This is a genomic window from Kurthia gibsonii (assembly GCF_006539985.1).
Taxonomy (GTDB): Bacteria; Bacillota; Bacilli; order Bacillales_A; family Planococcaceae; genus Kurthia; species Kurthia gibsonii.
The window spans coordinates 1-18,919 of record NZ_BJOB01000008.1 but is presented as its reverse complement, the minus strand read 5'-3'; the positions used below and the strand labels follow the sequence as shown (position 1 = coordinate 18,919).

Annotated in this window: 20 protein-coding genes and 1 pseudogene; 16 read left to right on the top strand and 5 right to left on the bottom strand. The window is 34.1% G+C overall.

Annotated elements, in window-relative coordinates:
• Positions 1-22 precede the first annotated feature (22 nt).
• From KGI01_RS03950 to KGI01_RS14195, 5 genes and pseudogenes are all read left to right on the top strand, one after another.
• The gene (locus tag KGI01_RS03950) at positions 23-232 is read left to right on the top strand and encodes a hypothetical protein (RefSeq protein WP_068453508.1); all 210 of its coding nucleotides are present in this window, start codon (positions 23-25) and stop codon (positions 230-232) included.
• Positions 233-349: 117 nt separating this feature from the next.
• On the top strand, positions 350-661 hold the full coding sequence (locus tag KGI01_RS03945) for an immunity protein CdiI family protein (RefSeq protein WP_141273470.1): 312 nt from the start codon (positions 350-352) through the stop codon (positions 659-661).
• A 136-nt stretch (positions 662-797) separates the two neighbouring features.
• Positions 798-1,610 carry a YitT family protein gene (locus tag KGI01_RS03940; RefSeq protein ID WP_068457380.1) on the top strand — a complete coding sequence of 271 codons (813 nt, stop codon included), beginning with the start codon at positions 798-800 and terminating at the stop codon, positions 1,608-1,610.
• Positions 1,611-1,886: 276 nt separating this feature from the next.
• A complete protein-coding gene (locus KGI01_RS03935) occupies positions 1,887-3,170 on the top strand; it encodes a sensor domain-containing diguanylate cyclase (protein ID WP_141273468.1) in 1,284 nt (427 codons plus the stop codon).
• 170 nt (positions 3,171-3,340) lie between these two features.
• Positions 3,341-4,184: pseudogene (locus KGI01_RS14195) on the top strand (EAL domain-containing protein).
• A 55-nt stretch (positions 4,185-4,239) separates the two neighbouring features.
• Here the strand turns inward: KGI01_RS14195 and KGI01_RS03925 are convergent.
• Positions 4,240-4,644, bottom strand: a complete 405-nt coding sequence (locus KGI01_RS03925; protein WP_141273466.1) for an organic hydroperoxide resistance protein — start codon at positions 4,642-4,644, stop codon at positions 4,240-4,242.
• Positions 4,645-4,760: 116 nt separating this feature from the next.
• On the opposite strand from KGI01_RS03925, the gene KGI01_RS03920 reads away from it, so the two are divergent.
• Both KGI01_RS03920 and KGI01_RS03915 read left to right on the top strand, forming a co-directional pair.
• Positions 4,761-5,189 carry a MarR family winged helix-turn-helix transcriptional regulator gene (locus KGI01_RS03920; protein ID WP_141273464.1) on the top strand — a complete coding sequence of 143 codons (429 nt, stop codon included), beginning with the start codon at positions 4,761-4,763 and terminating at the stop codon, positions 5,187-5,189.
• 182 nt (positions 5,190-5,371) lie between these two features.
• Complete coding sequence (locus KGI01_RS03915) at positions 5,372-6,562, top strand: GTP-binding protein (protein ID WP_141273462.1); 1,191 nt, start codon at positions 5,372-5,374, stop codon at positions 6,560-6,562.
• Positions 6,563-6,611: 49 nt separating this feature from the next.
• On the opposite strand, the gene KGI01_RS03910 is transcribed toward KGI01_RS03915, so the two are convergent.
• Positions 6,612-7,022: a MarR family winged helix-turn-helix transcriptional regulator gene (locus KGI01_RS03910; RefSeq protein ID WP_141273460.1), complete on the bottom strand. Its 411-nt coding sequence runs from the start codon at positions 7,020-7,022 to the stop codon at positions 6,612-6,614.
• 123 nt (positions 7,023-7,145) lie between these two features.
• On the opposite strand from KGI01_RS03910, the gene KGI01_RS03905 reads away from it, so the two are divergent.
• The 5 genes from KGI01_RS03905 (at position 7,146) to KGI01_RS03885 (ending at position 11,084) form a co-directional block, all read left to right on the top strand.
• A complete protein-coding gene (locus tag KGI01_RS03905; protein ID WP_141273458.1) occupies positions 7,146-8,135 on the top strand; it encodes a YhdH/YhfP family quinone oxidoreductase in 990 nt (329 codons plus the stop codon).
• Positions 8,136-8,209: 74 nt separating this feature from the next.
• Positions 8,210-8,692, top strand: a complete 483-nt coding sequence (locus tag KGI01_RS03900; protein WP_087680716.1) for a hypothetical protein — start codon at positions 8,210-8,212, stop codon at positions 8,690-8,692.
• Positions 8,693-8,810: 118 nt separating this feature from the next.
• The gene (locus tag KGI01_RS03895; protein ID WP_087680717.1) at positions 8,811-9,098 is read left to right on the top strand and encodes a hypothetical protein; all 288 of its coding nucleotides are present in this window, start codon (positions 8,811-8,813) and stop codon (positions 9,096-9,098) included.
• Between the two features lie 249 nt (positions 9,099-9,347).
• A complete protein-coding gene (locus tag KGI01_RS03890) occupies positions 9,348-9,836 on the top strand; it encodes a sigma-70 family RNA polymerase sigma factor (RefSeq protein WP_141273456.1) in 489 nt (162 codons plus the stop codon).
• 3 nt (positions 9,837-9,839) lie between these two features.
• Positions 9,840-11,084 carry a DUF4179 domain-containing protein gene (locus KGI01_RS03885; RefSeq protein WP_141273454.1) on the top strand — a complete coding sequence of 415 codons (1,245 nt, stop codon included), beginning with the start codon at positions 9,840-9,842 and terminating at the stop codon, positions 11,082-11,084.
• A 54-nt stretch (positions 11,085-11,138) separates the two neighbouring features.
• On the opposite strand, the gene KGI01_RS03880 is transcribed toward KGI01_RS03885, so the two are convergent.
• Positions 11,139-11,462 carry a DeoR/GlpR family DNA-binding transcription regulator gene (locus KGI01_RS03880; protein WP_218026237.1) on the bottom strand — a complete coding sequence of 108 codons (324 nt, stop codon included), beginning with the start codon at positions 11,460-11,462 and terminating at the stop codon, positions 11,139-11,141.
• A 799-nt stretch (positions 11,463-12,261) separates the two neighbouring features.
• Here KGI01_RS03880 and ltrA point away from each other — a divergent pair.
• From ltrA to KGI01_RS03865, 3 genes are all read left to right on the top strand, one after another.
• Positions 12,262-14,061 carry a group II intron reverse transcriptase/maturase gene (gene ltrA / locus KGI01_RS03875; RefSeq protein ID WP_141273450.1) on the top strand — a complete coding sequence of 600 codons (1,800 nt, stop codon included), beginning with the start codon at positions 12,262-12,264 and terminating at the stop codon, positions 14,059-14,061.
• Between the two features lie 74 nt (positions 14,062-14,135).
• The gene (locus KGI01_RS03870; protein WP_170214718.1) at positions 14,136-15,191 is read left to right on the top strand and encodes a DUF6094 domain-containing protein; all 1,056 of its coding nucleotides are present in this window, start codon (positions 14,136-14,138) and stop codon (positions 15,189-15,191) included.
• 56 nt (positions 15,192-15,247) lie between these two features.
• On the top strand, positions 15,248-17,107 hold the full coding sequence (locus KGI01_RS03865) for an LPD1 domain-containing protein (protein ID WP_141273446.1): 1,860 nt from the start codon (positions 15,248-15,250) through the stop codon (positions 17,105-17,107).
• 198 nt (positions 17,108-17,305) lie between these two features.
• On the opposite strand, the gene KGI01_RS03860 is transcribed toward KGI01_RS03865, so the two are convergent.
• Positions 17,306-17,782: a type II toxin-antitoxin system HicB family antitoxin gene (locus KGI01_RS03860; RefSeq protein WP_141273444.1), complete on the bottom strand. Its 477-nt coding sequence runs from the start codon at positions 17,780-17,782 to the stop codon at positions 17,306-17,308.
• A 105-nt stretch (positions 17,783-17,887) separates the two neighbouring features.
• Positions 17,888-18,088, bottom strand: coding sequence for a type II toxin-antitoxin system HicA family toxin (locus KGI01_RS03855; RefSeq protein ID WP_373863115.1), 201 nt, complete (start codon positions 18,086-18,088; stop codon positions 17,888-17,890).
• Positions 18,089-18,345: 257 nt separating this feature from the next.
• Here KGI01_RS03855 and KGI01_RS03850 point away from each other — a divergent pair.
• A partial coding sequence (locus tag KGI01_RS03850) for a hypothetical protein (protein WP_141273440.1) occupies positions 18,346-18,919 on the top strand: 574 nt, incomplete at its 3' end.

The window sequence follows — 18,919 nt, the reverse complement described above, 5'->3', positions numbered from 1 at the left end:
CAATAGAGTAAGGAGGTTGTTTATGAGCTTTTTAAAAATCAATACAATTGTCGGTTCATCTGTAGACCATGTTGCATCACTTACAGACAATGAAGAAACAACTTCATCTTTTTTGAATTTACTTCAAATCAAGCAACAAGATATATGGCTTTTTTCAGTAGCTGCTATGGGACTTATTGTATTAGCAATTGTAATCTTAGTCGTGATGAAGCGTACAAATAAAAATCAATAACATTTGCTTATACATAGACTACGAATGTCAATCGGGCATGAATCTTTTAAAGGTTCGTGCTTTTTTTATAAAAAGGGGATAAAAAAACGAGTACAAAAAAGAAAGGATGGATATTTTATGTGTCACAATACGACATCATTTTATATACAGCCAAATGGAAAACCAGCATTTTTACTCTGCGCAAAGTGTAATGAGAGTATGCCAATTGAAACATTGCAACTTACACCTGAATTACAACAAAAATGGCTCTTTTGGAAAAGAGATCATGAAAATTGGCTTGATTCTAAAACAGGAACCATGATACATGGAGGAGAACATCTCGAAAAACAGTATCATCAGAGAGGACAAGAATTGGCAAAACAATTGAATCAAGCAGCGAATGGCCACTATACATTAGAATTTAAGCAATCTTATAAATACATGGATTAATTTAGACCCTTACCAAGACTTAATTTATGTGATTTTCAGAAAAAACTATTAAATAATAAAACGAGTTTTGTTGTTTATAATAGATGGAAAGGGAATCAACATAAAGGGATGTAAGGGGAAAAGAAACATGAAAAATATGAAAAACATATGTATGATTATCATTGGTTCATCACTTGTCGGTTTTGCGTACAACTGGCTACTTATTCCACATCATATTTTAAGTAGTGGTCTAAGTGGTATCGCCATTATGCTTGGATTATTATATCCAATTGATACAGGGGTATTGAACTTAATTTTAAATTTACCATTACTCGTACTTGGTGTATGGAAATTAGGTAAACGATTTATTGGTTATACGATTCTTTCGGTGGTCGTTGTATCCGCTAGTCTATATATTATTCCACAAATGGAATTAACACATGAACCATTACTCGCTGCTTTATTCGGCGGGATTATAACGGGTGTCGGAATCGGCATTGTGTTCCGCGCATCAGGTTCATCTGGTGGTTTCGATATTTTAGCGATGTTGCTTGCGAAAAAGACGGATTTTCCAATCGGCGCTTTACTATCGGCTATGAACGCTGTGATTGTTATTGCTTCAGGCTTTATTTTTGGATGGGACGCAGCACTAATGACATTAGTAACGATTTATGCAACAGGTAAAGTCATCGACACAATTCATACAAACCATGTGAAATTAACATTAACAATTATTACAGCAAAAGGCGAAGAGATGAAGCAAATGTTGCTTCAAAACTTATATCGCGGTGTAACTATTTCAGATGGTGTAGGGGCATATTCTGGAGAACACCGTAAAGTTTTAATGACGGTTATTACAAAATATCAATTAGCCGAGTTAAAAGATTTAATCCAACAAACGGATCAACATGCATTTGTAAATATTACAGAAACAACAGAAGTTGTGGGGATGTTCCATAAAGGTTCTTAACTTCAAAGAAAAAATCGTGCAATTGCGCGATTTTTTTCTTTTTCTCAAATTATGTAATGCAACTACAACGAATTCTATAGTAAAAATTGTTTTTAATTTATTTCTTGTGACTTTCAGTACAATAAGAATATTCCGAATGTAGTCGAATCGTTCTACTTTTCATTTTTATTGAAAAAATTGTAAAATGAAGAAAGAAATACAAAAAAGATTTTCATTGTATTGTTTTTCTACTAGATAATTAGAAAGGCTTAGAATTCAATCGGAAGGAAGTATATCATGGTAGATATGAGTCAAGCTATTTTAGATTCACTAACGGATCAAGTAGCACTTATTGATCATAAAGGAACTATACTTTTTGTGAATAAAGCATGGATTCGTTTTTCAGATGAGAACTTTCAAGATGTATGCAGTAATTATATAGGACTGAATTATTTACACGTGTGTCAAGAGAACGTAAAAGCAAGTATTGTGAGCGTACTCGAAGGTAAATGTTCTATTTATACGTTTGAGTATCCATGTCATAGTCAGAAACATTTGAGATGGTTTTTATTAAGAGTAACACCACTAGTAGTAGAGGGGGAAGAATTATGTGGTGCGGTAATCTCGCACATTAATATAACGGATCGTAAATTAGCGGAATTATCACTTACACGTAAAGAAGAACATTATCGACTCATAACAGAACATTCAACTGATTTTATTTCGCTACATACACGTGATGGGCGTTTTACATTTGCATCACCAATCTGTAAGAATATATTGGGGTATGAAGTAGAAGAACTACTAGATCATTCAATTTATATTTTTTTGCATCCAGAAGACCAAGCAAAATTACAAGGCTTTTTAAAAGTAGCACAGTTTCAAACTGAAATCCAAACAATCACATACCGTATTTATCGTAAGGATGGTTCATATGTTTGGTTTGAAACAAAGTTAAAGTGTCTATTCACAACAGAATATCAACGAGATAAATTTATCTTTATTTCACGTGATATTACAGAACAAAAAAATAAGATGTTGGAACTCCAAGCTGAAACAAAAGCACTTAAACAAAAGATATATACGGATGAATTAACAGGTGTCTATAATCGTCGCTTACTTAATTTAATTGTTGAAAAACATATACAAGAATTTCATTTACATCACCAACCATTTTCACTTCTTATGCTAGATATCGACTATTTTAAACAGTTTAATGATACATATGGGCATGTTGCAGGTGATCGCTGTTTAAGACGTGTAGCAATGAGTATCAAAAATGATTTAGGTCATCAAGATTTTATTTTTCGAGTTGGTGGTGAGGAATTTTGTGTGTTACTACCAAATACAACGGAGCAAGAAGCAGCAGTGATTGCTAATCGCATTCGCCAAACAGTTGAAAGTCTAAATATTCCACATACCTTATCACAAGTATCACCCTATATCACAGTTAGTTTAGGTATTTATACACTCATGCAACACGAACAACAACTAACGATTGGGGTATTACTTGAACGAGCGGATCGTGCGTTATATAAAGCAAAGGAAGACGGTCGTAATCAAACAAGAAGTTATTCGTAAAATAAAAGGAAAAAGGGGAATATGATATGCCTTGCAGAAGTTGTTTAGTTTTAGAGTTAGAATTTGAAATTCAATTAATGAGTAAAGAAAACTAAACAGTCATACCATCCATTCAACAGTTTTTTAAACGTCGTCAATTAGAACTAACAGTAGAAAAAAATAGTCTCTATATGAATGAGCAAGGAGCAAAAGAGTTTTTAGACTTCAGTACAGGACATATGGATTTAGCAGAGATGCAATTCCGAGTAGAAAATCAAGATTGGAAACCGATGATGGAGTTAGAAAGTATTTTAGAAACAAAATGGTTAGATGAGGTCATTCGTGAAAAACGTATAATCAGTTATTCCCAACCGATTGTTACGCGCGATAAAGAAATTTATGCATATGAGGTGTTATCACGTTTTACACGTGAAGATGGCTCGATGATTTATCCGAATGAAATCTTTTCAGCTGCACGTGCACGAGGTCGTCTTTATGCATTAGATCGTCTATGTCGTATGACAGCAGTTAGTTATTCAGCAATTCTTCAAAAGAAAACGTTTATCAACTTTATTCCAACATCTATTTATTCACCTGAATTTTGTTTAAAATCAACGATTCATCGAGCAAATCAACTAAATATTAATCCAAGTCAATTCGTTTTTGAAGTAGTTGAAACAGAACAAGTGGACGAAACATTTGAAGAATATTTTAACTTATTATAATGAGCGTGGTTTTAAATACGCACTAGATGATGTAGGGGAAGGTTTTAGTACGATGGAGATGCTTGATCAAATTCAACCACATTATATGAAACTAGACATTAAATATGTACAAGGCGTTAGCGAAAATGAAGAGAAACAACAAATCGCGCGCGCCTTTTTAGAAAAAGCTATTGAGATTGGTGCTACCCCACTTGCTGAAGGAATAGAGAGTGAAGCAGATTTTGAATGGTTAAAAGCATGTGGTTATGAATTGTTTCAAGGCTACCTATTTGGAAAACCTAGCGTAGAACCATTACGAAAAGTAAGTTAAACAGCCAAAAGGCTTCGACATGATAAATGATGTCGAAGCCTTTTGTTTAGTATTTTTATACTGCTTTAATTTCAACATCAATATTGCCAGCTGTTGCTTTTGAGTAAGGGCATACTTGATGTGTTATATGCAGTAGTTCAAGTGCTTCCTCACGTGATACGTCATCAATATGACCAACAATTTCCACTGCTAAAATAAAATCAGCAGCTGCTTTTTCAAATAGACGAACCGTTACGCTAATCGTTGATTTACCTTTAATGCCTTTTTGACGCTTCACTAAGTCAAGTGCGCTATTGAAGCAAGCGCTATAACCTGCCGCAAATAACTGCTCTGGATTTGTTGCGTCTGCTACATTTGAACCTGGAGGCGCGATTTTCACTTGGAATGAACGGTCATCTGCTACAGATTCTCCATTACGTCCGCCTGTATTCACCATTTTTGTTGTGTAAATTTCTTTCATTATAAAACACACCTTTCAATTAAGTTTTGAACAATTTAATTGTACACAATTAAATTGCGTTTGACAAGTATAATGATTCTTTTTAAAATAGAGAAGATATGAACGGAGGATTGACCATGACAACATTAGATGATCAATTGTGTTTTCTACTCTATGTTTCTTCAAAAGAAGTCATTAAAGAATATACATCACGATTAAAAGCATACGACCTAACCTATACAGGTTACATCACATTACTTGCTATACCCTTAGATGAGTCCATCTCAATCAAAGATTTAGGAAAAAAGTTATTTTTAGATTCAGGTACATTAACGCCACTCACGAAAAAACTTGAAACACAAGGCTATGTAAATCGTGAGCGCTCACAAGAAGACGAGCGTGTACTATGCGTGACACTTACTGCTGCAGGACTTCAATTGAGAGAGCAACTACAATGCGTATCTGAAGATGTATTTGCTGCTTCTGGTATGGACGTGACACAGGCTCAATCACTTCATACAATCTTACAACAATTTGTGCATGCGCTTGAACAACGTCCGAAATAGAGAAAAAGAGGTATTTCATTACGATGAGATTCCTCTTTTTTTATAGAGGTACTTAAAAATGGTTTGACATGTAAAAAGAAGCAGTGTAATATTTTAAATCGTAATCATTACTATTTGTGATGAAAAAATTTTACGGTTTTATAAAGCGTAATCATTACGTTTTAAGAAAAGGAGCTATTAAGATGAAAAAGATTCCCGTTACAGTATTAAGTGGCTATTTAGGTGCTGGCAAAACAACACTATTAAATCATGTATTACAAAATGAACAAGGTATGCGTATTGCAGTCATCGTGAACGATATGAGTGAAATTAATATTGATGCTTCACTTGTATCACATGAGAGTGGTCTATCTCGAACAGATGAAAAGTTTGTTGAGTTATCGAATGGTTGTATTTGCTGCACATTAAGAGAGGACTTGTTAATTGAGGTAGAACGACTTGTTCAAAAAGGCAATATTGATTATATATTGATTGAATCAACAGGAATTAGTGAGCCTATACCTGTAGCACAAACTTTTACATATATTGATGAGGAATTGGGGATTGATTTAGCCAAATATTGTACATTAGATACGATGGTGACTGTTGTCGATGTCTATCGCTTTTGGACCGATTTTCAATCAGGTGAAACATTGCGTGAACGTCATGAAGGAAATGATGAGCAAGACGACCGCGATGTAGCTGACTTACTGATTGATCAAGTTGAGTTTTGTGATGTGCTCATTTTAAACAAAACGGACTTAATTACAGCTGAGCAATTAGAACAACTAGAGCGTGTATTACGTGTCATTCAACCCGAAGCTAAAATCATTCATAGTTCATATGGGCGCGTTGCACCAGCTGATATTTTGCATACAGAACGATTTGACTTTGAAAAAGCAGCGGCTTCGGCAGGTTGGCTACAGGAGTTGAATACGCCACATCATACACCTGAAACGGAGGAATATGGTATAGGCTCCTTCGTCTATCGACGTAAAAGACCGTTTCACCCTGTTCGTTTCCAGCAATTTGTAGAAGATATGCCGTTATCTATTGTACGTGCCAAAGGTTTTGTATGGTGTGCTAAACCGAACCATATCGCCTTACTATTTTCACAAGCAGGTGCATCTGTTCAACTATCGCCACTTAGTTATTGGATTGGTTCTTTATCTAAGGAAGAACAAGAAGCTTATTTACAAGAAGAACCTGAGCTGCGTGATGAATGGGATGACCAATATGGAGATCGCCAAACACAACTCGTACTCATCGGTATCCAATTAGAAAAAGAGGAGATTATACAAGCGCTGGATACATGCTTATTAACTGAAGACGAAATGATAAGTGACTGGGAGAGAATCGAACAACCAGAAGGCTGGCTACAGTTAGAAGTCTAATTGGCCATAAAAAATAGAAACCACACAGCAACGTGGTTTCTATTTCTATTTATTGAATCAATTTTTGTAATGTCGCAATCAGCTTTTCTGCTTCATCTGCTTCTAATTTATTAAGGAAGTGGTGATTCATCTTCTGAATAACTTGTTCTACATCCGATTGTAATGCTTTTGCTTTCTCTGTAGCTGTCACTAAAATCGTTCGACGGTTACTAGGGTCAACTTGTCTTTCAATTAACTGTTGCTTTTGCATTTTATCTAAAACTGTTGAGATAGAGGAAGCTTTTAAATGAAGAAAACTTCCAATTTCTTTTGGTGTTAGCTCACCATGTGTCCATAACGTATTTAAAATACCATACTGTGTCGGTGTTAATTCATAAGGTGTTAATTCGTCTGCTAAATGTTGATGGACTTGATGTTGTGAGACACTTAATAAAAAATTTAAACATTGATGTAATTCCAATTGGAAAACCTCATTTCTTCTATGTATTCGAAATTATTGAATAAATAACTAAAATATGTTACTTTTCTATTATAGAATACTTCTATAATAGAACTATTTGAAAATAGGAAGGTGTGTGTGAAGATGGAACAATTTCAAGCGATGGTTGTACGTGAAGTCGATGGAGAAGTGAACTATGAAATTGAACACGTTACAAACGATATGTTATCAGACGGTGAAGTACTAATTCAAGTTGCGTACTCATCTATTAATTATAAAGATAGTTTGGCTGTAAAAACAAGAGGTGGGGTCATTCGAAATTACCCGATGATTCCTGGGATTGATTTGAGTGGTGTGATTGTCGAAACAACTGCACCACATCTTCAAGTAGGACAAGAAGTGCTCGTAACAGGTTACACAATGGGTATGTCGCATACAGGTGGCTTTGCAGAATATGCGCAAGTGCCAGCTGAATGGATTGTACCACTCCCACAAAACGTATCTTTACGTGATGCCATGGTGATTGGTACAGCAGGTTTCACAGCTGGACTATCAGTAGATGCACTTGAAAAAGATGGCATGAAAGCAGAACATCAACCCTCCATTCTCGTAACAGGTGCTTCAGGTGGTGTAGGAAGTATTGCCATTCAATTATTAAAAGCAACAGGCTATGACAATGTCTCTGCACTTATTCGCAAAGACTACCAACGTGATGTTGTGACAGCACTTGGTGCAGATCATGTTGTGACACTAGAAGAATTCGAAGCAACAAAGGGAAAAGTTCTCGAAAAAGAGACGTATGATTATGTGATTGATACAGTAGGTGGCGAAATTGCCGCACAGTGTATCGCAAAACTCTGCTATGGTGGCAGTATGACAATGTGTGGCAATGCGGGCGGTATCGGACTGACAACAACGGTTCTACCATTCATCTTACGCGGTGTTCGTTTACTCGGCATTGATTCTGTACAAATGCCACATGATGCGCGTTTACCGATTTGGCATCGCTTTTCAAATGAATGGTCAATTATGTCACAAGCGCATGTAGAAGAAATTACGCTACATGAAGCAAAGGAAACTTTACAAGCACTGCAAGAAGGACGACATCTTGGACGCACCATTATTCGCATGTAAAAATTTACAAAGTATTCATAGTAGCTTAAAGCTTCTTTTCTATACTTAGTTTAGAAAAGAAGGAGGCTACTCGTGTGAATAATCTACAATCCATTACATTAGATCACATCACATTTTTCCCACCCGTTGTTCAACGCCAAGCAGAACAACTCTTATTGAAAATGAATGCATCGGTTGAAGCTGCGATTTGGCATGAAGTATCGCTTGGTTATGCAACGATTCATGTACCAGAAATCATTTATAATGAACGATTACCACAAAAGTATATTGAGATGTGTGGGCATATTGAAAAGCAGCAATACTATTGTCTGTTTAGTCGTCATTTTCAATGGAAAGTGCGAATTGATGCGCTAAGACAGTTACAAAAAATGGATGCACTATATGATTGGACCATTCCTTTTTTAATGTTAGGAACAGCAGACTACAGTATGGAAGTGCAACAATTGAGTCGACAATTATTATCGACATTTGATGCGAGAGAAATCGAGCGAATCAGTTATCACAATGTATCTTTCTTACATGCTATCAAGACATTAGCGATGCAAAAACCTTATTAAAAAAAGGTTTGAAAGAGAAAAAAGAAGTGATATAGAGAAAAAATAATGTATTTTATGTAAAAATACGTTTTCATATGTTATACTTTTCCAAGAGGGATGTGGAAAAGGGGTTTTCTATATGAGTAATGATTCCATGTATTTAGTGATGATTGTGGTATTGGTATTATCTTTACTGGCATTAATTGCGAAGCGTAAACAAAAGGGGTTAAGTGGATTAAAGTCAATGATTACACCCATTTTCAGTTATTTAATTGGGATTGTCATTTTAATTTCATTTTATACGCATACATTTGGTCCGTGGACATTCTATGCAAGTGTCGTATTATTTTTAGGCGCACTATTCGGACTAAAGTATATGAAAGAAGCAATGGTTGAAGCCGCAGAGAAAAATACAGTATCAAAATAATAAAAAATCCGTAGCGCATGATGAGCGTTAGGGATTTTTTATGTTAATCAGAAATGGTACGCTTTTTACTTACACCAACTTGTTTAAACATAGAAGGAATATTGTCATCATCAAGATTATTTTTATTATCTGAAAATTCAATCGTAGTAATATCTAATTACCTATACCCTGAATAGTCCCTTTTAATAAAAGGAAAAAAAGTTGAACGAAATACGAACGTGAACAGTCTAATAGAAAAGGAGGGGTGAAATGGACGTTAAACTCATTCAACAAGCAATCAAAGGAAATCAAGATGCTTGTGTTTTATTATTACAACACCATCAGGATGTACTTTATCGTATTGCCTATAGTTATTTACGAAATGAACCCGATACACTCGATGCCATACAAGAAGTGACGATTCGTTGTTTAACCCGCATACATACATTGAAAGAACCGACCTATTTTAAAACGTGGCTTATTCGAATCTTGCTCAATGTGTGTGCTGATTTAAACAGAAAAAAACAGAGAACATTGCCTGTTTTACAAGAAAAAGGATATGAGGAAGAACTGCATATTGATTTATATCGTGCATTAGATGAATTAGAAGTGGAGCAGCGTGAACTGATTTATTTAAAATATTTTGAGGACTATCAAAATAAACAAATTGCAGAACAACTGCAATTACCAGAAGGTACAGTTAAATCGAGGTTACATACAATTTTAAAAAAGATGCGCAAGCGATTAGGAGGTGTCTAGAAATTGAAAAAACGATATATCTTTAAAAAATTAGATGAGATTGCTGTCCCAAAAGACCAAGTGAATAAACAGATTGAACAAGGAAAAAAACAATATCAAAAACAGCAAAAACGAAGAAAGCGAATGAAGTGGAGTGGCGGCGTAGCCGTTGTAGTCCTCCTTTTTCTAGCCCTCATTCGTTTTAATCCCAGTGTGGCAGATGCACTATCGAAAATCCCTGTATTCGCAGGTTTTGTTGAATTGATTAAACACGACGAAAGTTTGCGCACAGCACTCGAACATGAATATGTCGAAAAGATTGATCATACCATCACTAAAAAAGATGTAAAGATGACGATTCAGCAAATTAGTTTTGATGGTGCGAAAATGGTCATTAGCTATCGACTGACAAACCCTAACAAACATCTCATTAATCAGTGGGTCGATACTGCAATTGACGAAGAAGAATATACAAGTGAATCTTCTATGTCACCAACAGTAGAAAAACCATCTCCTGTCAAAAGATTAGATGGTGTCATTCAACTATACGGTGCAAAATTAAAACGAGATTTTACACTTGATTTAACAGTGGAGATTGACGGAAAAGACGAAAAGTTCCGTTTTCCTATTCATCTAACAAAAAAGCTATTGGAGCCGAAAATACTCGCAAAACAACAAATGATTGAACTGGATGGACAGAAGATGGAGTTGCTTCAAGTGAGTCGTTATCCACTCACAACACTCGTAACTATAAGAGCAGCTGCTTCCAATACGAAAAACATTCTAATGATTGAAGAAATGGTGCTATATGACGGGAAGAAAAAAGTCGCAACATTACATGAAGGATTGCGTTCGACAGGCAGTTTACAAGACAAAGAAGGCAGCACGTACTATTTACAAGGTGATTACTTCAAATCGCTGAAAGAACCGCGACTGGTCCTTTCATCTATTCAAGCGCTTGAAAAGGGCGAAGAAAAACTCATCGTGAATTTAAAGAAAAAACAAGTCATTAAAAAGCCAAATAATACACTTGTTACGTATGTATTGAAAGAAGATGAGTTACGCATCATCCCAAAAAACGAGCAACATACACCGCAAATTCAGTTATATGATGCAAATGGAAAAGAAGTAGATGATACTTCTTACCGAGAAAATGGGGTGAATATTATTCCTGTGAATCCAAAAGAATATAAACAACCACTAACAGGCAATTTCGTCATGTACCCTGCTTATTTAAAAGGAGAAGTACAAGTACCGCTAAAAGAATAATTCATTTATACAAATAAAAGAAGGCATCGCTTCATTGTGATGACTTCTTTTTGTTTAGGTTGCACGATGTAAAGAAACTCCTGCATCTACATATGTTTCGTAAGTAGCATCTTCTAATTGCTCGTCTGTAATAATCGTATCAAAAGCACTAAGCGGTGCGATATGAACGAATACATCACGCTCAAATTTGGAATGATCAACCATTAAATACGTGTGCGTCGCAATCTCAATCATCTTTTTACGCGTAGTTGCTTCTTCTAAACTATAATCGGAAACACCTTTTTCTAGTGAGACGCCACTCGCACAGATGAAGGCTTTATGAATCGTTAATTGATCAAAGTTAAGCAGAAGGAAAACCAATTTAATATATTGATCCAACAGAAGGTAACACCAGGCCCATTAACAACGACACGTACAGTACGTGAACAAATGCTAGAAGATCGCTGCACATGGGATACAGACGTGCGACATGTTGAGCTATAAATGACGTCTCAATGTCATGAAAGGCTCGGATAAGAAAGAGTACAAATTTTCTTATCTAACTGTCATTCCAAGCTATGAAATGAGGGAATTAACCACCCTGAAGCATAGTCACTGATACTCCTACGTGCGTCAATTTCCTCCGAAGAAATTGAGGTGCGAAGCTAGGTGAAGTCGGTTGAAGTTGGTCCCAATACTATAACAAGTAATGGAGCAACGATAAACCGGGTGTCTATAAAATATATATGGTGAGAATGTCCTTGTGACTGACGAACTTTCGAATGTACACGACTATATCCGAGGTGGTTAGGAATGACCATCACCGTATAAAGCGGTACTTGTGAGGATGAGTAAGAATGTTTGTTATGAAAGTCCTTAGCAACAAATAAGGGTTGCTCAAGCAAGTAGTTGTAAAGAAAGCACCTAAGTATATATGTGCAGATAGGAATGATTGGAACGTGGAAAGCGAGTAACGTGGAGGTTCGGAGACCTATGAAGCGTTCATACGGAAAAGAGTATTCTATAACGTATGTTAATACTCGTGAAGGTGGTGGCATGGTACCGATGAAGCAGTGATAATAAACTGTCGAGGGAAGGCCACTAGTCTAACGATATAAACAGAAAATATTACTAGGGTAAGCAATCGGTTAAGACAAGTAGGCAAAATCCTTACAAAAGGAGAGTAGCGAACTTACCAATGAGTGATAGTGTCAGATATTCAGAATACTATTTAATGCAACCAATTTTCGATAGCCTATATGCTAAATCGAAAGAAAATGATTCATTTTCTAATCTCTATGATTTGATTATTTGTAGAGATAATCTTCTATTAGCATATAGAAACATCAAATCCAATACGGGTAGTAAAACTGTTGGAACAGATGGTTTAAGTATTAAGGATTACAAAATACTAGATGAAGAAACTTTCGTCAGTAAAATCCGAGAGAGATTAGTCAACTTCCACCCAAATAGTATACGTCGAGTATTCATTCCCAAGACTAATGGAAAGGAAAGACCACTTGGGATACCAACGATGGAAGATAGGCTTATCCAACAAGCTATAAAACAGATACTTGAACCAATATGTGAAGCTAAATTCTTTAAACATTCTTATGGATTCAGACCCAATCGCTCAACACATCATGCTATTGCAAGAGTTCTAAACCTTATCAATGTGGGAAAGAATCATTATATTGTGGATATTGACATTAAAGGATTCTTCGATAATGTCAATCATAACAAATTGATTAAACATTTATTCTCACTAGGCATAAAAGATAAAAAACTCTTGGCAATTATTAAAAAGATGTTAAAAGCCAATATTGAAGGTGAAGGAATACCAGCTAAAGGTGTCCCACAAGGCGGCATACTTTCTCCATTGCTCTCAAATGTCGTTTTAAACGAACTTGACCAATGGGTAAGCGACCAATTTGAAACTTTCGATATTAGCAAAGTAGGAAGTAAAGATACGCGTAAATATCGCTTTCTGCAAACCAAAACTACTATGAAACAAGGATTTATAGTTAGGTATGCAGATGATTTTAAAATCATGACAACTTCATTCAATGAAGCTCAAAGATGGTATCATGCAGTCAAAAACTTTCTTAAAAAGCGATTAGGTTTAGATGTCTCGGATGAGAAATCAAAGATAAGCAATATCCGTAAGAGATATTCGGAATTTCTTGGTTTCAAAATCAGAGGTGTTAAGAAAGGAAAAAGAATCGTTGCACATAGTTTCATCATCGATAAAAAGAAAGAGGAAATCATTCAAACTTTACGTGATAAGGCTAGAACAGTATATCGTTCTAATACGAGAAAAGCAGCATATGAATATAACTCTTACATTAGAGGTGTACACAATTACTTTTCGGCTGCCTCTCACGTTGCAGTGGACATGAAAGAAATTGCCTACAAAACTTACCGTACTTTATGGATTCATCTTTCAAAAATTAGCGAACCAAATAAATATGAAGTTAAAGGATATGAAAATTACAATTACACTACCTTCTCCATAAGAGATGTTCCATTAATTCCTGTTCCAGCGGTGAAATCTATCATTGTTAAACAATTCGCACAGGAAATTAACGATTATACTGAAGAAGGTAGAGCATTGAACAGCAAGAGCAATCTCATATACAACATTCAAAAAGCCGTACAACGTCTCGCAAAAACGTATATCGAGAAAAGAAGTATTCAATACAATGACAACCGAATTTCAAAATTTAGTGCCAACAAAGGAAAATGCTTTGTTACTGGCATAGATTTAACTAAGGAAATTCATAATTATCATTGTCACCATATCAAACCTATATATCTAGGTGGTACGGACGAATACGACAACTTAGCTGTACTTCATAAACTTGCTCATATCTTGGTTCATGCTACTAAAGAAGAAACCATAAATAAATATATGAGGTTGTTGAATATAAATGAACATCAACTAAAGAAGTTAAACAAGCTCCGTAAAGCGTGTAAACTTCTACCTATTAAGAACTAGTAAACTGTGAATTAAGTTAGAGTGGGCGCCGTATGAGGTGAAAGTCTCACGTACGGTGTTAACCGGGGGAAAAGTTGGAGATTACTTCAAAGACTTACCTATCGGAACTAATGGCAGGGTTTTACGCTACACCTAATCAAGTAGGAGCACAATTAAAGCAAATTTTTCAATTTACGAATCCAGGTGCAGTATTTGACCCAACATGTGGCAAAGGAAGTATATTAAATACCTTATGCGGTGATTATGATTTTATCGAAACGTATGGTGTTGAAATAGAAAAAGGGCGAGCTGACGAAGCTAAACAAGTTTTAAATCATGTTATCAATGCCCCGATTGAATCAATGAGAATATCAAATGAGAGTTTCTCATTCATTTATTTAAATCCACCGTATGACTATGAAATTAGCGATGCCGGTAAGAGTAGCGATAGAAAAGAGGTTATAGAATTAGAACGGAGTCTAAAATATTTAGCTCCAAACGGTGTACTCTGTTATGTAGTTCCTTATCATATTGTGGCAGCAGCTGCAAAAATTTTAGCTACTTATTTTAGTGAAGTTCAAATTGTAAGATTTGATAACGATCTATTTGAAGATTACAAGCAGTGTATTTTTATTGGTAGAAAAAAAACTGCTTCTAAAAAAAGTACGAATTCTAATTTTATGGAAGTTTTTGAGCTTTTTAAAAATGAAAATTTTGTATTTGAAAAAATAAAAACGTTATCGAGTATTGTTGGAGAAGTGACCTATGATATTCCTGGAACAAATCCGAATATCAAGTTATTTACTTCTCGAATTGGATCTAAAGAAGAAAATATTAAATTGATAAAACAGCATTCTGCTTTTGAATCAATTAAACAAGCTTTAGCGCCGCGGGTACTTACTTTGGACTCTCAACCTATTATTAATGTATCTCAAGGTCAAATGGGTTTATTATTGGCTTCTGGAGCTATTAATGGTGTATTAGAGGAGAAAGATGGTAAGAATCATCATATCGTTCAAGGCTTAGAAATTGTCAGTAAGCATGTTACAAAAGAAAGGCTAGAAGATGAGTCGATAAAAACAGTCGAGCGTACTAAACGTGAAGTGTCTGTGAAAATTATCACATCAGAATTTGTTAGGAAATTACAATGAAAAATAAAACTTTGATTACTATTTGTAATCGAAGTTTTTTATTTGGAGGAATAACTATGAATTTATTTAATTTATTTGAAATCAAATTACAAGAGATTGAACAAGAAAGTATTATAAACGTTTTAAAAGATGAGAAAGTAAATATCTTAGAGAAGTCGATAGAAGAAATCATTCCTATGCATTTATTACAAGATCAGAAACAAAAAAAGAATTCATTTTCATATGATGTTGGAGAAACTGTCGGTGGTTCAAAAAAAGAGTTAGCTGCTTTAAGAAAACAGTATCTCTTAGAACCAACACTTTCTACAATAGAACGTATAAATGAATTAGATCCTATACTTGCGAAAAAGCTATTAACTAAAAATACATTATTTTCATGGGCAACATATGAAAATATGCAACAGTTAGGTTATGATGCCAAAATGGCCCGATTGTTAAAGTTAGTTATTAGGACTTTTCCCAAAGATAGCATGGATACAGATGTAATAACATATTTTAAGCTGATGAATCATTTGAGTAATGAATTGCAAAAAATAAATACTGTACAGGAATTAAAACATTTTATTATACGCACAGAATTATTAGTCAGAGTTGAAATGCATAAACAAAGAATTGAATTTGATCACAAGAGAATAGAATTTGGCATGAAACAGAATCCTGTAAGGTTTCAAAATGAAAAAGCTAAAATAAAAACTTTATATTTATGTATCGATGTTGCTGAAAAACTACACTTCGGTATATTAATTAATTTCCAAAAGAAATTCTTTGGTTTAAATAAAGTTTCTAAATTCTTTAAAGATTGTGAAGAAGTAGAATGGAAAGATTTATTAGAGAAAAAAGCGATTAGACGGAGTAGCACAACTACTTGGCGAAGAATATTACCTGAGAATCCTCAAAGAATTTCGACTTTTGATTTGGTTAATATTGAAAAGCCTGAAGATGTACAATCATTGTTTAATTTTAAGTCAATTGAATTTGGCAATTATGTCAATGATATTGACGCGAAACTACATTTAGTTAATGCTGCTGCTGCTCTACAAGATTTAGCTTATATTTTAGAAGTTGAAAACGTGGATTTGAGTCAAAAAGGCTCACTATCTTTAGGATTTGGTTCGCGAGGTAGTGGAAACGCACTTGCTCATTATGAACGTGGTTATCATATTATAAATCTTACGAAGAAAAAAGGTGGGCTTGGTGTTTTAGCGCATGAGTGGTTCCATAGCTACGACAACTTTTTAGGTCGCTTTTTATTAAGTGAGAAAAAAAATTCTGATAGTATGCTAAGTGAGAACATTGATTTAATAACAGATGAAGTTATTAAAGAGGCTTTAGTAGATTTATTAAATGCCATTAAAGTAGGTTCAAGTATAGATCATATTATTTTAAAGCCAGAACCAATAAGTAGAAAAATATATCCTGAGAGGGTTAAAAATCTATATGAACAGGCTAAAGGAGATCTTACAATATACATGACATTATGGTGTGAATTATTTGATAAAACGTTTACAAGACGTTTATCCAACATCACATATGAGCCAGCTAGAGAAAAGCTACGAAAAAAACATATATTAGATCGAAAGAAAAAGTTAGCTGTAGAAGCTGAACTATTACAAAGCTATCATTTTGCAATGACTGGAGAAATTATAGATACGTTAGCTTATCCAACACAATATACGAAAGTTTATTTGAATTCGGTTAAAACAGACAAGGGGCGTATCGGTAAGTATTGGTCTTCAGATGTAGAATTACTAGCACGCAGTTTTGAATCTTATGTACAAACAAAACTGCAAATTTTACATTGGAAAAATGATTATCTAGTAGCAGGGCTAGATTATGTATATGCTTCAGGAAAAGAATTAGAAAGAATTAATGAAAAAATGAGTGTGTTTTTAAATTTAATTAGACCATTCTTATAAATACTTTATTTTAAGTCAGCATTAATAAAAAGCTTCGACATTTAAAAATGTCGAAGCTTTTAGTTCTTTTAATTAGATTTTCATATAAGAATTTTTAAATTAACTACTTTTGCTGATTTCTTATAAAGTTAAAGAAGTTTAAAGTCCTTTCTATAAAGAAATAACTCACTCAATCATAATGTATTAATTCTATAAACGTTAGTATAGGTTATTTTTTTCGTTTGGGTCTTTTATATCTAAACGTTCTTTCAGGGCTTCCTGTAAAACTTGAGAGAAATTTATATGATTTTCTTCTGCTAAATCATTAATCCATTTGGGAATTGTTAATGTTTTTTTTAAAGTAGCTCTTTGAACGCGATCACGAACTAAAGGCATAAATATATTAACAATTACTACAGCTTTATCAGAATCTAAATCTAATTGATTAATTTTAGATGGGCTAGGTATTATATCGCCATCTATTTCCATTCCAAATAAGTGTAAACCCAAAGCTTCTTTAGCATAATCATATGCCTCTTCTTCATCTTTTCCACAAGTGAATATCCCAGGTAAATCTGGAAAAGAGACTGAAATCCCATCTTCATCGTAATCAAAGATTGCTGGAAATGAATATGAACGTTTTAAATATTTATTAGGTTGTTCTTGAAAACTTTTTTCACCTATTTTACGTGACATTCTATTAAATTCTCCTTTCTTCTATAAATTCTCCATCTTTTCATAAGAATCATTAGTAATATCTCTTCTTCTATCTATATTTATATAGCGCAAGGAGCGCAGAGATTACTTAATTATAATCCCTGCTTGCCTAGCAATACATTGTACCGTTTTAATGGTTATGTCACCTTTAGGGTGAGGAATAGTGACTTTTCCCACTTTTATTGGGTGTTTGTATTGATGATGGCTCCCAACACTATGTACTAAATACCACCCATCAGCTTTTAAAATTTTGATGAGCTCTCTAGAAGAAAAGGATTTCAACATATACACTCCCTTATTAATTTTTTATACGTGTAATAGTACGTGTTGATGGCTGTTTTGTCAATGAATAAACACTGAATAGTATAGTCGTGAAATTCATGGGATTTATAATTTTTAATATAATTTTGTTTTTTTGTAAATAAAAAATTTATTTAAAGCAATTAAATAATATGGTATCTTAATTTATGTAACATTTTTAACAAAAAAACTTCATTTTTATTAAAAATGTTACATACTTTATAATAGAAAGAGGAGTAGCAATGTATTTCCGTAAGTATTTGAGTCTTTTTTTAGTAATTATCTTAATTATTAGCTCTATTCCTGAGTATGTGGCACTTGCATATTCAGAACAGAAAAAAGAGTCTCTTGTAAAACAAACAGAAGATTCTTCTAATGTATCAACAGAGAACTTAGAAGAGATAAAAAGTAAGCGAACAAAGTACACAAAAACATTTAAAGGAACGGAGGGTGATTATTACAAAGAAATTTATGCAGAGCCGGTCCATTCTAAACAAGGAAAGACATATGAAGAAATCGACGATACATTATCGTTAGATGCTGAATCCACATTTTCAACAGAAAATACGGATTTACAAGTAGATTTTCCTGAGAAAATCAAAAATGATCAAAATATTACTTATAAGAAAGATAATCATGAAGTAGTATTCGAATTAACAAATGCTATTCAAAATGGAGAAAATATCAAACCAAATCTTTTAAGTAAGACAACTTTCGAGGAAAATAAAGTACAATACAACGAAATTTATCCTCATATTGACTTGCGACATATTACATTCAATCAGGAAGTTAAAGAGGACTGGATTGTAAAGAAAT

What these genes read in the sequence shown, in the direction of transcription:
- KGI01_RS03915 (WP_141273462.1), top strand. Translation starts at nt 5,372, where the DNA reads ATGAAAAAGATTCCCGTTACAGTATTAAGTGGCTATTTAGGTGCTGGC.
- KGI01_RS03920 (WP_141273464.1), top strand. Translation starts at nt 4,761, where the DNA reads ATGACAACATTAGATGATCAATTGTGTTTTCTACTCTATGTTTCTTCA.
- KGI01_RS03940 (WP_068457380.1), top strand. Translation starts at nt 798, where the DNA reads ATGAAAAACATATGTATGATTATCATTGGTTCATCACTTGTCGGTTTT.
- KGI01_RS03855 (WP_373863115.1), bottom strand. Translation starts at nt 18,088, where the DNA reads ATGTTGAAATCCTTTTCTTCTAGAGAGCTCATCAAAATTTTAAAAGCT.
- ltrA (WP_141273450.1), top strand. Translation starts at nt 12,262, where the DNA reads ATGAGTGATAGTGTCAGATATTCAGAATACTATTTAATGCAACCAATT.
- KGI01_RS03950 (WP_068453508.1), top strand. Translation starts at nt 23, where the DNA reads ATGAGCTTTTTAAAAATCAATACAATTGTCGGTTCATCTGTAGACCAT.
- KGI01_RS03935 (WP_141273468.1), top strand. Translation starts at nt 1,887, where the DNA reads ATGGTAGATATGAGTCAAGCTATTTTAGATTCACTAACGGATCAAGTA.
- KGI01_RS03925 (WP_141273466.1), bottom strand. Translation starts at nt 4,644, where the DNA reads ATGAAAGAAATTTACACAACAAAAATGGTGAATACAGGCGGACGTAAT.
- KGI01_RS03890 (WP_141273456.1), top strand. Translation starts at nt 9,348, where the DNA reads ATGGACGTTAAACTCATTCAACAAGCAATCAAAGGAAATCAAGATGCT.
- KGI01_RS03895 (WP_087680717.1), top strand. Translation starts at nt 8,811, where the DNA reads ATGAGTAATGATTCCATGTATTTAGTGATGATTGTGGTATTGGTATTA.
- KGI01_RS03905 (WP_141273458.1), top strand. Translation starts at nt 7,146, where the DNA reads ATGGAACAATTTCAAGCGATGGTTGTACGTGAAGTCGATGGAGAAGTG.
- KGI01_RS03860 (WP_141273444.1), bottom strand. Translation starts at nt 17,782, where the DNA reads ATGTCACGTAAAATAGGTGAAAAAAGTTTTCAAGAACAACCTAATAAA.
- KGI01_RS03865 (WP_141273446.1), top strand. Translation starts at nt 15,248, where the DNA reads ATGAATTTATTTAATTTATTTGAAATCAAATTACAAGAGATTGAACAA.
- KGI01_RS03945 (WP_141273470.1), top strand. Translation starts at nt 350, where the DNA reads ATGTGTCACAATACGACATCATTTTATATACAGCCAAATGGAAAACCA.